14 protein-coding genes are annotated in these 13779 nt (G+C 64.6%); 9 read left to right on the top strand and 5 right to left on the bottom strand.

What is annotated here, in order from left to right:
- Positions 1–8: 8 nt before the first annotated feature.
- The 3 genes from EG850_RS00150 (at position 9) to EG850_RS00140 (ending at position 2502) form a co-directional block, all read left to right on the top strand.
- Positions 9–236, top strand: coding sequence for a DUF3107 domain-containing protein (locus EG850_RS00150; protein ID WP_124968646.1), 228 nt, complete (start codon positions 9–11; stop codon positions 234–236).
- Positions 237–247: 11 nt separating this feature from the next.
- Positions 248–574, top strand: a complete 327-nt coding sequence (locus tag EG850_RS00145) for a hypothetical protein (RefSeq protein WP_124968644.1) — start codon at positions 248–250, stop codon at positions 572–574.
- A gap of 107 nt (positions 575–681) precedes the next feature.
- Complete coding sequence (locus tag EG850_RS00140; protein WP_124968642.1) at positions 682–2502, top strand: helicase HerA-like domain-containing protein; 1821 nt, start codon at positions 682–684, stop codon at positions 2500–2502.
- Here the strand turns inward: EG850_RS00140 and EG850_RS00135 are convergent.
- Positions 2499–3161 carry a ferritin-like fold-containing protein gene (locus EG850_RS00135; protein WP_124968640.1) on the bottom strand — a complete coding sequence of 221 codons (663 nt, stop codon included), beginning with the start codon at positions 3159–3161 and terminating at the stop codon, positions 2499–2501. The genes EG850_RS00140 and EG850_RS00135 overlap by 4 nt on opposite strands.
- Before the next feature lie 150 nt (positions 3162–3311).
- On the opposite strand from EG850_RS00135, the gene EG850_RS00130 reads away from it, so the two are divergent.
- Positions 3312–4736 carry a DEAD/DEAH box helicase gene (locus EG850_RS00130; RefSeq protein WP_124968638.1) on the top strand — a complete coding sequence of 475 codons (1425 nt, stop codon included), beginning with the start codon at positions 3312–3314 and terminating at the stop codon, positions 4734–4736.
- 109 nt (positions 4737–4845) lie between these two features.
- Here the strand turns inward: EG850_RS00130 and EG850_RS00125 are convergent, their stop codons facing one another.
- Positions 4846–5715 carry a PHP domain-containing protein gene (locus tag EG850_RS00125; protein ID WP_124968636.1) on the bottom strand — a complete coding sequence of 290 codons (870 nt, stop codon included), beginning with the start codon at positions 5713–5715 and terminating at the stop codon, positions 4846–4848.
- Positions 5716–5807: 92 nt separating this feature from the next.
- On the opposite strand from EG850_RS00125, the gene EG850_RS00120 reads away from it, so the two are divergent.
- Both EG850_RS00120 and EG850_RS00115 read left to right on the top strand, forming a co-directional pair.
- Positions 5808–6857, top strand: a complete 1050-nt coding sequence (locus EG850_RS00120; protein ID WP_185714872.1) for an endonuclease/exonuclease/phosphatase family protein — start codon at positions 5808–5810, stop codon at positions 6855–6857.
- A gap of 97 nt (positions 6858–6954) precedes the next feature.
- Entirely contained in the window at positions 6955–8385 is a 1431-nt protein-coding gene (locus EG850_RS00115) for an aminopeptidase P family protein (protein ID WP_124968632.1), read from the top strand.
- Between the two features lie 90 nt (positions 8386–8475).
- Here EG850_RS00115 and EG850_RS00110 read toward each other — a convergent pair whose 3' ends face one another.
- From EG850_RS00110 to EG850_RS00100, 3 genes are all read right to left on the bottom strand, one after another.
- On the bottom strand, positions 8476–9474 hold the full coding sequence (locus tag EG850_RS00110; protein WP_124968629.1) for a permease prefix domain 1-containing protein: 999 nt from the start codon (positions 9472–9474) through the stop codon (positions 8476–8478).
- The gene (locus tag EG850_RS00105) at positions 9471–9806 is read right to left on the bottom strand and encodes a PadR family transcriptional regulator (RefSeq protein WP_124968627.1); all 336 of its coding nucleotides are present in this window, start codon (positions 9804–9806) and stop codon (positions 9471–9473) included. The genes EG850_RS00110 and EG850_RS00105 overlap by 4 nt, the downstream gene beginning before the upstream one ends.
- Positions 9807–10000: 194 nt before the next feature.
- Positions 10001–10690, bottom strand: a complete 690-nt coding sequence (locus EG850_RS00100) for a general stress protein (protein WP_124968625.1) — start codon at positions 10688–10690, stop codon at positions 10001–10003.
- 61 nt (positions 10691–10751) lie between these two features.
- Between EG850_RS00100 and EG850_RS00095 the strand changes: the two genes are divergently transcribed.
- From EG850_RS00095 to EG850_RS00085, 3 genes are read left to right on the top strand one after another with little or no spacing between them, the layout of a single operon-like run.
- Entirely contained in the window at positions 10752–12071 is a 1320-nt protein-coding gene (locus EG850_RS00095; RefSeq protein WP_124968623.1) for a magnesium transporter MgtE N-terminal domain-containing protein, read from the top strand.
- Complete coding sequence (locus EG850_RS00090; RefSeq protein ID WP_124968621.1) at positions 12068–12673, top strand: DUF1003 domain-containing protein; 606 nt, start codon at positions 12068–12070, stop codon at positions 12671–12673. Before EG850_RS00095 ends, EG850_RS00090 begins: the two co-directional genes overlap by 4 nt.
- On the top strand, positions 12670–13773 hold the full coding sequence (locus tag EG850_RS00085) for a P-loop NTPase (protein ID WP_124968619.1): 1104 nt from the start codon (positions 12670–12672) through the stop codon (positions 13771–13773). Before EG850_RS00090 ends, EG850_RS00085 begins: the two co-directional genes overlap by 4 nt.
- Positions 13774–13779: the final 6 nt, after the last annotated feature.

Raw genomic sequence — 13779 nt, 5'->3', positions numbered from 1 at the left:
GGCGACCCGTGGAACTCCGCATCGGCATCCTGCACACCGCTCGCGAGCTCGTATTCGAGACGAACTCGACCGCAGCCGAAATCGAACAGCTCGTCGCTGCCGGCGGTTCAGCTGACGTCGCACCGGTGATCCGCTTCACCGATGAGCGCGACCGCGTCATCCTCGTCAACCGCCAGCACCTCGCCTACGTCGAGATCGGCGAAGAGAGCCAGCGCCGCGTCGGCTTCGTCGCCTAGGCACTTCGGTCATGGAGATGTTCTTCGCGGGCCTGTTTGGTCTGCTCATTGGCGCCGCAACCATTCCGCTGGCACGCCCCACCGGCAAGATCGGCAACCTCCTCCTGCCGGCAATTGGCGGCGCCGTCGCGCTTGGCTATTGGGCCGTAGCCACCTGGCTCACCCAGCTTTCCGGTTTCTCGTGGCTCGCCTATGACGCCACCTGGATCTGGGTGTTGCTCGTCGCGATCGTGGCAATCACCTGCATTCTCGTGGCACGAATCCTGCCCGCGCGCCGCGCGGTCGATGACCAAGACCTACTCGACCGACTCAGCCACGTCGGTCGCGCCGAAGTCTAGGCACGGCACACAGTGGTCCGGCCGGTTGTTTCCCACAACCGGCCGGACCACTGCTTTTCTCGTCGCCCAGCAGTTCTTGTTCTGCTTTCGCGCAGTACGCTGTCGGCATGTCGAACGAGCCCGCCGTTGACCCTGTTGAAGCCGCCCGCAAGGCCCTCGAAGAAGCTCAGGCCGCACTCGCAGCCGCCGAAGCAGAAGCTCAGGCTGCGGCTGAGGCTGCAGCCGCAACACCGACAGCTAACACTGCTGCCGATGCATCCGCCGAAGTAGCCGAAGCCGCACCGGCAGCTGAACCCGCACCCGAAGCCGCCGCTCCCACCGGCCCGCTCACCGAAGCGCAGGTCGAGACCATTCGCGCGGGCTACGCCTTTGACGAACCGGCACTCGAGATGGGCGCGCTCGTGAACACGGATGCACGCCCTGACGTGCCCATTCGCATCCCGATTTCGAAGACGAACCGTCACGGTCTCGTCGCCGGCGCCACTGGCACCGGTAAAACGAAGACCCTGCAGGTGCTCCTCGAGCAGCTCTCGGCCAATGGTGTGCCGGTCTTCGCCGCCGATATCAAGGGCGACCTCTCGGGCGTCGCGTCGCCAGGCGTCGGTAGCGAAAAGCTCCTCGCGCGCACGCAGGGCATTGGTCAGGGCTGGACCCCACAGGCGGCTCCGGTCGAGTACTTCTCACTCGGCGGTCGAGGTCACGGCGTGCCGATTCGCGCGACCGTCTCGAGCTTCGGCCCGCTCATGATGTCGAAGGTGCTCGGGCTCAACGCCACCCAAGAGTCGAGCCTCGGGCTCGTGTTCCACTTCGCCGACAGCAATGGACTCCCGCTCGTCAACCTGGATGACCTGCGCTCAGTCCTCCTCTACCTCACCTCGGATCTCGGCAAGGCCGAGCTTGCAAACATCGGTGGTGTCTCGAGGCAGACCGCCGGGGTGATCCTGCGCGAACTCACGAACTTCGCGTCGGCGGGTGCGGATGTGTTCTTCGGCGAACCAGAAATCGATGTGCACGAGTTCCTTCGCCTCGCTCCCGATGGGCGCGGCATCGTATCGCTGCTTGAGGTGCCTGAAGTTGCCTCGCAACCGGAGGTGTTCTCAACCTTCCTCATGTGGCTCCTCGCTGAGCTCTTCAATTCGCTCCCCGAGGTCGGTGACATCGACAAGCCGAAGCTCGTGTTCTTCTTCGACGAAGCACACTTGCTCTTCAACGGCGCATCCAAGGAGTTCATCGGCCAGATCGTGCAAACCGTGCGGCTGATCCGTTCGAAGGGTGTCGGTATTTTCTTCGTCACCCAGACACCGAAGGATGTGCCGAACGATGTGCTCGCCCAGCTCGGCTCGCGGGTGCAACACCAGCTTCGCGCGCACACGCCCGACGACGCGACGGCGCTGCGCGCCACGGTGCGTACTTATCCGAATAGCGGCTACGACCTCGAGCAGGTGCTCACGGGGCTTGCCACCGGTGAAGCAATCGTCACCGTGATGAACGAGAAGGGCGCACCTTCTCCAGTCGCGTGGACTCGGATGCGTGCCCCACAGGGCTCGATGGACCCGACCCCGGATGCGCAAATCGACGCGAGCGTCAAGGCTTCTCCGCTCCTGCCGAAGTACGGCACCCCGGTCGACCCCGAGTCGGCGCACGAGATTCTCACCGCAAAGATGAACGCCGCCGCTGAGGCGGCCCAGCGCGAGGAAGAAGCTGCCGCCGCCGAGAAGGAACGGCTCGCGGCCGAGAAGGAGCAGGCACGCCTCGATAAGCAGCGCGAAGCTGAGGCCGCCAAGGCCGAACGCGCCGCCACTCGCTCACGCACGAAGTCGCGTCAGGACAAGTCGATCGTTGACGAAGTGCTCGGCTCACGCACGGGTCAGACCATCGTGCGCGAGGTCGTGCGTGGTGTGTTCGGCTCGCTCTTCAAGCGCCGCTAGGCGGCGAGCGCGAGCGCGTTCATGCGTCGCGAATGCTGGGCCAAGAACTTCGCGAGGAAAGCCACGGTGACTTCTTCGGCACCCTCGATGACGTCATCAGCGCGGGTGCCGGGCTCGATGCCGCAAAGCTGCCGTCCCCACACTGCGGCATCGCCGGCATTGCGGCGACCCCACATCGCGAGGCGGTCATCTACCGTGGTGTCTTCTTCAAACGCCTGCTTCAGCGCCGCAACGAGCGCAGTCTGGGCGTCATCCCATCCGAGCAATGCTTCGAACTTCTGCTGCCAGGTTTCGTCAACGCGGCCGAGTTCTATCAGCCACTCAAGTTGCTGACGCACACCGTCTTCAGCGAAGCCGAGGTTCGAGTGCGTCGTGAGCAAGCGCTCGAAACGGTCGCGGCCACGGGTGGGGACGCGCAGTCCGTCGACGAGGGCGACAACTGCCTCGGGATTGTCCGCCGGCGCCTCCGCGCGGGCGGCGGCAGCGAATCCGGCGATGCTGTCGCGCGCAACGACGAGTTCGGCAGCGAAGGATGCCCCATCGAACTCTCCGACGAGCGCCGCGAGATCGGCTTCAAACGACGACAGCAGCTGCGCGAGCAGTGCGTGGAGTCGATCGGGCGACAGGACAAGCGCGGAGATTACGGATTCACTAGTCACCCGTTCAGACTAGCCGCCAGCACGCTCCGCGAGCGCCGCGAACGGTGGCAAATCGGGCGCACGGTAGGCTATTCCTCGTGCCGCAGACGGCACCCGCGCCCTTCGCATCCCGGGCGCCACGAAGCACTCGACGCGTAAGGGCGTACTTTCTTGAACTTTTCTGAACTCGGCATCGACGACGACATGGTCTCGGTGCTCGCCGCCAACGGCATCACTGAAGCCTTCCCCATCCAGGAAGAAACCATTCCGCTCGCGCTCAAGGGCCAAGACATTATTGGCCAGGCCAAAACCGGTACCGGCAAGACCTTCGGTTTCGGCTTGCCGCTCCTCCAGCGCATTGGCGCAAACCCCGAGCCGGGCGTGAAGGCACTCGTCATCACCCCGACGCGCGAGCTCGCAATGCAGGTGTTTGAAGACCTCGACCTCGCCGCCTCCGAGCGCAGCACCATGGTCGTGCCGATTTACGGCGGCAAGGCCTACGAGGGCCAGATCGAGCAGATCAAAGACGGCGCCCAGGTGATCGTTGCGACGCCGGGCCGTCTCATCGACCTGATGAACCAGCGCATGCTCTCGCTCTCGGGCGTCAAGGAGATCGTGCTTGACGAGGCCGACAAGATGCTCGACCTCGGCTTCCTGCCTGATATCGAGAAGATCTTCGCGAAGGTGCCGGCGGTGCGCCACACCATGCTCTTCTCGGCCACGATGCCCGGCCCCATCCTCACCCTCGCGCGCCGCTTCATGTCGTCGCCGGTGCACATTCGCGTCACCGACCCCGACGAGGGCGTGCTACAGAAGAACATCGAGCACATCGTCTACCGCACGCATCCGCTCGACAAGGATGAAATGATCGCGCGCATCTTGCAGGCCGAGGGCCGCGGCAAGACCGTGATTTTCATGCGCACAAAGCGCGCCGCCGCGAAGCTCGTAGAAGAGCTGCGCGACCGCGGGTTCAGCGCTGCTGCCGTGCACGGTGACATGAATCAGGAACAGCGCGAGCGTTCAATGGCGCAGTTCCGTGCCGACAAGGCGGATGTGTTGATCGCGACCGATGTGGCCGCGCGCGGTATCGACGTTGACGACGTCACGCACGTGATCAACCACACGATTCCCGAGAACGAAGAGGCCTACCTCCACCGTGTTGGCCGCACCGGTCGCGCCGGTAAGACCGGTGTCGCGGTCACCTTCGTCGATTGGGACGATTTGCACCGCTGGGCGCTCATTTCGAAGGCGCTCGAACTCGGCGTGGAAGAGCCGACTGAGACCTATTCGTCGTCGCCGCACCTGTTCGCGGATCTGCGCATCCCGGAGGGCACGAAGGGTCGCCTCTCGGGCGCGACCTCGCGTGGTCGCGAACCGGCGCAGAAGCAGGGTGCCTCGAGCTCGCGTAGCCGGTCGCGTTCACGCTCGCGCTCAGGTTCGAGCGCCCCGGCAACGAACTCGGATGCACCGTCAAACGCACCAGCCGAGGGCGCCGCTGCGGAGGGTGGCGAGGCGCCGAAGCGTCGTCGCCGCCGTCGCCGCCGCGGACCGGGTGCTGGTGCGGATTCGGCCGCTTCGGCGGAGACGCAGGAGTAGCGCGGGGGTCTCGATTCGCGCTTCGCGCTACTCGACCAACCACATTTGGGTGGTCGAGTAGGAGCGTAGCGACGAATCGAGACCACGAGCCCGCTCCCGCAGCTTGGTCCTACGGCGTCACCGGCTCCGACCCTGTCGCGAGATCGATGATGCGTTGCAGCTGTTCCGGCTCGGTGGTGTTCTCCCCGAGCCGGTTCGGCTTCCCCGCACCGTGATAGTCGCTCGACCCCGTCATCAATAGGTTCCACTTCCGCGCATACCCGCGCAGGAGCGAGCGATTGAGCTCATCGTTTTCACGGTGCCCAACCTCGAGACCCTGTAGCCCCGCATCTACAAGCAATTCCAAGTTGCCATCGGTCATCGCGCGGCGTCCTCGTGAACCTGGATGCGCGAGCACCGCGACGCCGCCCGCCGCCCGAATGAGCGCGATGGCATCGGTCGGATGCGGTGCTTCGTGTGGCTGGTAGTAACCACCCTGCCAGTGCAGGATCGTCGCGAACGCCTCATTGCGATCGGCAACGATCCCCTTGAGCGCGAGCGCATCGGCAATATGCGGCCGACCAACCGTCGCGCCCTCTTCGGTCACCGCGAGCACATCGTGCCATTGCAGCGGGTAATCGCGGGCAATGCGCTCCACCATGCGTTCGGCCCGCGTGAGTCGGCTCACCCGCACTGCGTTCATGGTGTCAACGAGGGGCTCGTAGTTCGGGTCGACGAGATAGCCGAGCATGTGTACCGACCCGGCACCGATCTGGGTCGAGAACTCGACTCCGGGGATGAGCGTCAAACCCTCTTCGCGGGCGGCGCGACCGGCTTCATCCCAGCCGTCGAGCGAGTCGTGATCGGTGAGCGCGATGGTGCCGAGTCCCGCGAGTGCCGCCTGGCGCATCACTTCCGCGGGAGGTTCTGTGCCGTCCGAGACGTTGGAGTGGGCGTGCAGGTCGATCGGCCGCCACACGTCGAATACCGATGCGCTCATGGGCTGATCCTATGCGTTGCCCGCGCAACCCTTGGAATTCGGCGCGTACTCCCCCGGTTCTTCAGGACGCGGCGGCTACTCTGAGCGACGCCATGACCTCACCTAAGTCACCTCGCAAGCGCATCTCGGCCGGATGGTACGTCGCCGGCTTCCTGATCGCGATGATCACCGCGGCCGCCGCCATCCTGCTCGTGTGGCCACAATTGCTTGGCTGGCAGCGCGAGCTGCCGTTCACTCAGATCATCTCGTTCCGGCTCGTGATGCTCATTGGTGTCGGGGTGGCGCTCATCGCGGGGTTGGCGCTCATACTCGTATCACGACAGACCCGTGCGCTCTTTGGTGGCATGACAGTCGTGTTGCTCGTCACCGCGCTGAGTCTCGGCGGGCTACTGCTCAGTCGCGGCTACAACGCCTCGGTGCCGCCGACCGGCGCCGCGGATGCGGTGCGCGTGCTCACCTGGAACACGCTCGGCAACGAGCCGGGCTCACCCACGATCGCGCAATTGGCCATCGACTACGACGTGGATGTGCTCATGTTGCCCGAGACCACCGAAGACATGGGGATGGAGATCGCGGGCCTCCTGCGTGAGGCCGGAAAACCCATGTGGGTGCTCTCACACAGCGGCGCGCCCGGCTATCGGGCGGCAGAGACGACCCTCCTTGTCTCGGCCGAACTCGGCGAGTATGAGGTCACCGAAGCACTCGGCGACACCTCGGTGCTCGCGACCGTCGTCGCCGTCCCCAAAAACGGCGAGGGTCCGACCCTCGTTGCCGCGCATCCGGTCGCCCCAGTGCCCGAGCAGATGTCGCATTGGCGCGATGACCTCACGTGGTTGAGCACGGTGTGCACCGGCGATGCCATCGTCGCGGGTGATTTCAACGCCACCCTCGACCACCTCGTTGGTCTCGAAGACAGCTCAGTTTCGGGCGCGGTGCTCGGCGGCTGCCGGGATGCGGCGCTCGATGCTGGCTCTGCGGCACTCGGTACCTGGACGAGTGGTCGTCCGCCGGCGCTCGTGCCAGCAATTGACCACGTGATGTACACGCCAACGTGGAAGGTGACGGGCTTCGAGGTGATCACTCGCGAGGATCGGTCGGGTTCTGATCATCGGCCCGTATTTGCTGAACTCACGCGCGCCTAGGTTGCGGTCTATCTGACCAAATGCGAGCGGGATGCGGCCGGACGTGTTCCTGTCGCATCTATCGAGCATGCCCAGCTCGGTGCGAGACAATGGCCGGATGACTGAGAACACCGCTACTACCGAAACCGCTGAGTCGCAGGACGCGGTCGCCCTCAACTCGAACCGCTCGACGACACCGCAGACTGATGAGTTCCGTGAGTTCATCTCGAGCGGCTGGGCTCCCCAGGAGGAGTCGCTCCCCGAGCCTCGTGCCGCCGCCCCATACACGGCGGCACGTCGAGCGAAGCTCTCGGCAATGCATCCGGGTGAGCGCCTCGTGATCGCCGCTGGCGACCCGAAGCAGCGCTCGAATGACACCGACTATCCCTATCGCGCGCACACCGCGTTCACCTGGCTGACCGGTTGGGGCTCCGACACCGTGCCGGGAGCCATGCTCGTGTTTGAGCCGATCCCCGCTGGCGAGGCAACCGAGGGCCACGAGGTCACGCTCTACTTCCGCGAGGGCGCGGGCCGCGACACCGACGAGTTCTATGTGAACCCCGCCATTGGCGAGTTTTGGACCGGCCGTCGTCCCTCGCTCAAGCAGGTCGCGGCCGATCTCGGCATCGCCACCCGCTCACTCACCGAATTCGAGGCCCGTCGCGGCGATCTTGAACTCGCAACCCCGCAACTTTTGCAAGACCTCAGCGAGCTGCGCCTCGTCAAGGACGACTACGAAATCGCCGAGCTGCGCGCCGCCGTGGCCGCCACTGGCCGCGGCTTCGACGACATCATTCGGGCACTCGATGACGCTGCCCAGCATCCCCGCGGTGAGCGCATCGTCGAGGGTGTCTTCACTGCTCGCGCGCGCCTTGAGGGCAATGATGTCGGGTACGGCACGATTGCTGCCTCGGGGCCGCACGCTTGCATCCTGCACTGGACTGACAACGACGGTGCCGTGAACCCGGGCGATCTCGTGCTCGTCGATGCTGGTGTCGAAAACGACTCCTACTACACCGCCGACATCACCCGCACGCTGCCGGTCGATGGTGAGTTCACCCCGATCCAGCGCAAGATCTACGAGGCTGTGCGCCTGGCTGCCGACGAGGCGTTCGCGATCGTGCGCCCCGGCATCACGTTCCGCGATGTGCACAACACCGCGTTGCGTTCGATTGCGACGAGCCTGGATGCATGGGGGCTGTTGCCGATGCCGCTTGCCGAAGCGCTCGACCCGGCCAAGCAACCGCACCGCCGCTATATGGTGCACGGCACGAGCCACCACCTCGGCCTCGATGTGCACGACTGCGCTCAGGCGCGTCGGGAAATGTACCTTGACGGCACCGTCGAGGCTGGCATGGTGTTCACCATCGAGCCCGGTCTCTACTTCCAGCCCGATGACCTCACGGTGCCCGAGGAGTATCGCGGCATTGGTGTGCGCATTGAAGACGACATTCTGGTCACCGCTGATGGGGCCGAGAATCTCTCGATCGATATTCCACGCACGGCCGACGACGTCGAAGCTTGGATGCGCGAGGTTCGCGGCGAGTAACCGCACGAACCTGACCCTTAACGACAAACCCGAGCGATTCGCGGCCCAGGTATGGCCGCATCGCTCGGGCTTGTGCGTTCCAGGAGGTCGCTAGCCGCGCTTGCCCGGCTTGATCGCTTCCATGGTCACCGCCACCAGCCCGAAGAGCACACCCGCGATCGGCCAGACAATCCAGCTGCGATCCCACGCATTGCCAATGAATCCCCAGGCGAGGAACACGAGGAGCGCAAGAACCCAGTACGGACCAGCAACTCGCTCGACAAGAGTGGCGGCCTCCTGCTTTTCCGGGGTGTAGTCACCTTTCGCGGTGAGGCGGTCAAGCGCACCACGACGCATGGAACCGATCACGAGAATAGCGACCGCAACACCAACACCGATGAACAAGAGCGCAGAGCTCCCTGACGCGCCACTCTCGCTATTCGCCAGCGAGCCGGCAATCGCGGTGGCTGCGACCGAGAGAATGATGAGCATGACCCCGCTGACGATCGATGCGGTGAATCGGCCACGTTCAGCCTCGCGGCGCTCTTGATAGTGCGCGAGTGTTCCCGGTTCCAGTCGCAATTGCCGGCCCTCGAATTGCTCGTAGCGGCTCATTGACATGCCCGCGATGATAAACATCGCGACCGCGATCGCAATTGCGGTGAACAAGATAGCCATCCCAATCGGTTCGCCGTTCAGGCGCAAGAGGCTTCCCTCGGTGAACAGCTGCACACCGCCGCCCTGCACGAGTACGAGTCCGGTCAGTCCCGCGAGGATCACGAAGACACCGCCACCGATCAGCCAGGAGCCACGGCGATTCACCTGCAGGAAGCGCTCGGCCTCTTCAGTCGAGACCTCGAGCGGGGCATCGCCCTGGTCGATCGTGCCATCGACTTCACCGCGAATACCGAGGTCGTCGGCGATTTCATCGAGGTTGCCGAATTGAGTGATCACCCGTCCCACTGCTTCGTGCTCGCTCACGCCTTCGGCGAGGAGTTCCTGAAAGCGGTCCTCGCTCATCTGTTGCAGCTCGGTGCGGGCTCGGCGCACTTCGGCGGTGTTCGGCAGAGCGCGGAACATGTGGTCGATATAGGTCGTGATGGCGTTCATTTCGATCCGTCCTTTCGCACGAAGCGACTGACCACTTTCACAGTGGCATGCCATTCTTCGCATTTGTCTTCGTAGAGGCGCAGGCCCGCCTCGGTCACTCGGTAGTAGGTGCGCTGGCGACCCTGGGTTTCATCGCCCTTGAACGATTCGAGGGCGCCGGTTTGTTCAAGGCGGCGCATGGCCGCATAGAGCGTCGTTTCTTTGAGTTCAAAGTGGCCGTCGGTGCGCTGCTCGATGCGCTTTGAGACGGCGTAGCCGTACGAGGGTTCGTCGAGGAGTGAATCAAGCACCAGCAGGTCGACGTACCCGCGGATGACATCGCCACCGATCATGTGCAACTCCTTCATCTGATGCAGTAACTACGTTATCTGATGCAGTACATCTGATCAAGTAGATGTGATGAAGTAATCGCCACGAGCCTCGTGGCACGCCCGCATCTACGAGCGAAAACGCGAAGTGGGAGCCCCTCGGGGCTCCCACTTGCAGTTTTCGCTCACAGTTATGACGCGCTCGCAGTTGCAGTGCGCTAGCTGCCACCCTCGCGCTCACGGCGACGCAACTCATCCTGCATCTCGCCATAGGTGCGCGGCGGCGTCGCTGGCGGCGCAGGCTCGGCGAGCGCGTCAGCCGGCACTTCAGCCGACCCGCTAGGCGGCGCCACTGGCGCGGATGCATCGGGCGCCGGTACCTGCGGTGCGGGCACGACGGGTGTAGCTGGTGCGAGATGCGCACCACCCGCTCCCCCAAGAATCTGCCGCGCTTGGGCCCCCAGTTCGCGCGGCACGATGACATCAAAGCGGCTCGCGGTCACCTGCATGGCCGAGGTGAACTCGCGCTTCTGCGGCGACACCGCATAGCTGATGAGCCCCCACACGCCACCGAATACGGTCGCGAGCAACACAATGCCTGCGAGTACCGCGATGTTTGACGTCGGGTCAAGCAGCATCATCACGGCCCCGAAAAAGAGACCCATCATGATGCCGCTCATCGCTCCACCGAGCGCCGCTCGCCACGAACTCATGCGTCCAGTCACGCGTTCGACCGACTTTAGGTCGCTGCCCACAATCGAAATCGCCTCGATCGAGAAGCCCTCATTTCGGGCGAGCTGGTCGATCGCGGTCATCGCATCCTCATATGACGAATACGAAGCCACCGTGTCTCCCGTCGGGATCTGGGGAAAACGGCTACGGATGCGGGAACTGGTCGGCTGGGTCACGTTGTCGATTGTCACCGAGTGGCGCAGGGAACTCGCTGTGTGACGGCACTACGATGGCCGGGTGAGTGTCTCGAAGGTCTTCGTTGCCAGGCTCGCGAACACGCCGGTGTTTGACCCGGACGGCGATCGCGTCGGCCGCTGTCGCGATGTCATCGTCAACTACCGCTCTGAACACTCTCCGCATGTCAACGGCATCCTCGTCGAACTCACCGGTGCGACTCGCCGAAGCGTGTTCGTGTCGATGGAGAGCGTGTCGTCGATCGGTTCGGCGCAGCTCATTGTCGAGTGGGATGAATCTGAACTTCATCCCTTCGAACAGCGCGGTGAAGAGGTACGCGTACTCGCTGACCTCCTCGACCGCTCGGTCACGGTGCGCTCGACCGGCGTGCGCGGCGTCATTGAAGACGTCTCGATCGAAGAGGACGATGCTGGCGAGTGGTCAATCGGCCAGCTCTACCTGCGACTCCCCCGCACCACAAAAACCTTCTTCGGGAAGCCCCCGAGCGCCTATATGACCTGGGCTGAGGTTGAACTCGACCTCGACCCCGAAGGTGATACCCCGGCAACGCAATTCCTCACGGCCCACTCCGAGATGGAACCGAGCGACCTCGCCGATGCGCTCCTCGAGCTCCCCGAAGAGCGCATGCTCGAAGTCGTCGAAGAGATGCCGGATGAGCGGCTCGCCGACGTGCTCGAGGAAATGTACGAAGACGACCAGGTCGTCATCATCGAGCACCTCGATGAAGAGCGCGCAGCCGATGTGCTCGACCGGATGCAGCCCGATGACGCGGCTGACCTCGTCGCGCGCCTAGATGACGAGAAGTCGGAATCGCTGCTCGGGCTCATGGAGCCCGAAGAGGCCGAAGACGTGCGCATGCTGCTCGAATTCGAGCCGAATACCGCCGGTGGTCTCATGACGACCGACCCGATCATCGTTTCGGCCGATGCAACGGTGGCCGAAGCCCTCGTGCTCATCCGCCGACAGGAAATCTCAGCGGCGCTGGCGACCGCGGTGTTTGTCACCGCATCCCCCTATGAGTGCCCGACCGGCCGTTACCTGGGCCTCGTGCACTTCCAACGCCTGTTGCGCTACCCGCCGCACGAGCGCGTCGGGGCCATTCTCGACAAGCGCACCGAGCCCGTACACACCGACACCACCGACGTTGAGGTGGTGCGCTCGCTCGCCCGCTATGACCTCGTCGCGCTCCCGGTCGTTGACGACGAAGACCGACTCGTCGGCGTGATCACCGTTGACGATGTGCTCGACCACATCCTGCCGGATGACTGGCGCACCGTCTCGGCCGAAGAGTCGCTCGAGACCGGCGCGATCATGCTCCCCGACACCACGACCATTGCGGTGCAGGAACGGAGGCGGCGATGACCGACGTCGACGACAGCGAACTGCTCGCGCGCCCCAAGGCCACCGACCGGCAGCGCAAGGCCAAGCAGAAGCAATCCGCGAAGCAGTCCGACAAGCGTGACCAGCCGCGGCAGAGCCGTGACCTGCTCGGCCGCTTCATGGAGGGTGTCGCGCGCGCATCCGGCACCCCCGGCTTCCTCCTTGGCCTCACCGTCTTCGTGGCGATCTGGCTCACCTGGAACACGACCGCACCGACCGAGCTGCGATTCGACTCCTCCGACCTCGGCTTCACCGTGCTCACCCTCGCGCTCTCCCTGCAGGCCTCGTATGCTGCGCCGATGATCCTCCTCGCGCAGAACCGCCAGGATGACCGTGACCGCGTGCAGATCGAACAGGACCGCCAGCGTGCCGAGCGCAATACGGCCGACCTCGAGTACCTCATGCGCGAGATTGTGGCCCTGCGGATGGCGATGAAGGACGTCGCGTCGAAAGACTTCATTCGCGCTGAATTGCGGTCGCTGCTCGAAGACATTGAAGAGCTCGACGAAGACCCGGCAAGCGATCCCGAACCCACGCGCACACCGCCGCGGCCAATTCGCCGCAACCCCGAGGGCGATCGATGAGCGACTCGCTCGCCGATCGCATCCACGCCGAACTCGCCCGCGTCGAAGACCCGGAGCTTCGCCGCCCGCTCACCGACCTCGGCATGATCGATTCGATCGAAACCGACCCGGTGCGGGTGTCACTGTTGCTCACGATCACCGGATGCCCTGCTGCCACGCGCATCGAGGCCGATACCCGCGCGGCAATCGAGCGGGCGATTGGTGACGAGAGCTACGACCTCACGGTCGGCGTCATGAACCGCGAGCAACGGGATGCACTCGTCGCCAAAGTGCGCGGCTCGCGCCCGAAGACAACACCGTTTGGCCGCGACTCGCTGACGCGCGTGATCGCGGTGACGAGCGGCAAGGGTGGCGTCGGTAAGTCGACGGTCACCGTAAACCTTGCCGCCGCGATGGCTGCCGAGGGGCTCGCGGTCGGCATTGTGGATGCGGATGTGCACGGATTCTCGGTACCGGGCCTGCTCGGGATGCCCGCGGGCACGCAGCCGACACAGGTGGGTGAGCTCATGCTGCCGCCGGTGGCCCACGGGGTCTCGGCGATCTCGATCGGCATGTTCTTGCAATCGCCCGATGAGATCGTCGCCTGGCGTGGCCCAATGCTGCATCGCACACTCGAGCAGTTCCTCACCGATGTGCATTTCGGTGACCTCGATGTGCTGTTGCTCGACCTGCCGCCAGGCACGGGCGACGTGGCGATTTCGCTGGGTCAGCTCCTGCCTGGCAGTGAGGCAATCGTCGTGACCACCCCGCAGCCTGCCGCCGCTGAGGTGGCGTGGCGTTCGGGCGCCGTGGCGCGGAAGACCGGCCAGCAGGTTGTTGGCGTCATTGAGACGCTCTCGCCCTCGCTTGCGTCCGACGGTTCGTCGTTTGCGCTCTTCGGCGAGGGTGGCGGGGTTGCCGTTGCGCGGCGGCTGGATGTGCCCCTGCTCGCGCAGGTGCCAATCTCGCCGTCACTTCGAGAGGCCGGGGATGCAGGAGTGCCGCTCGTGCTCTCGCATCCGGATGATCCGGCTGCCGTTGCGCTGCGGGATGCGGCGCGCGCCCTTGCGCATCGCCCGCGCGGTCTCGCGGGTCGCTCGCTCGGAGTCTCCCCCGTCTAGTCGAAC

The organism is Gulosibacter macacae, assembly GCF_003865375.1.
Taxonomy (GTDB): Bacteria; Actinomycetota; Actinomycetes; order Actinomycetales; family Microbacteriaceae; genus Gulosibacter; species Gulosibacter macacae.
The sequence above is the reverse complement of the archived record's forward strand: the minus strand, read 5'-3'. Positions and strand labels throughout refer to the sequence as shown.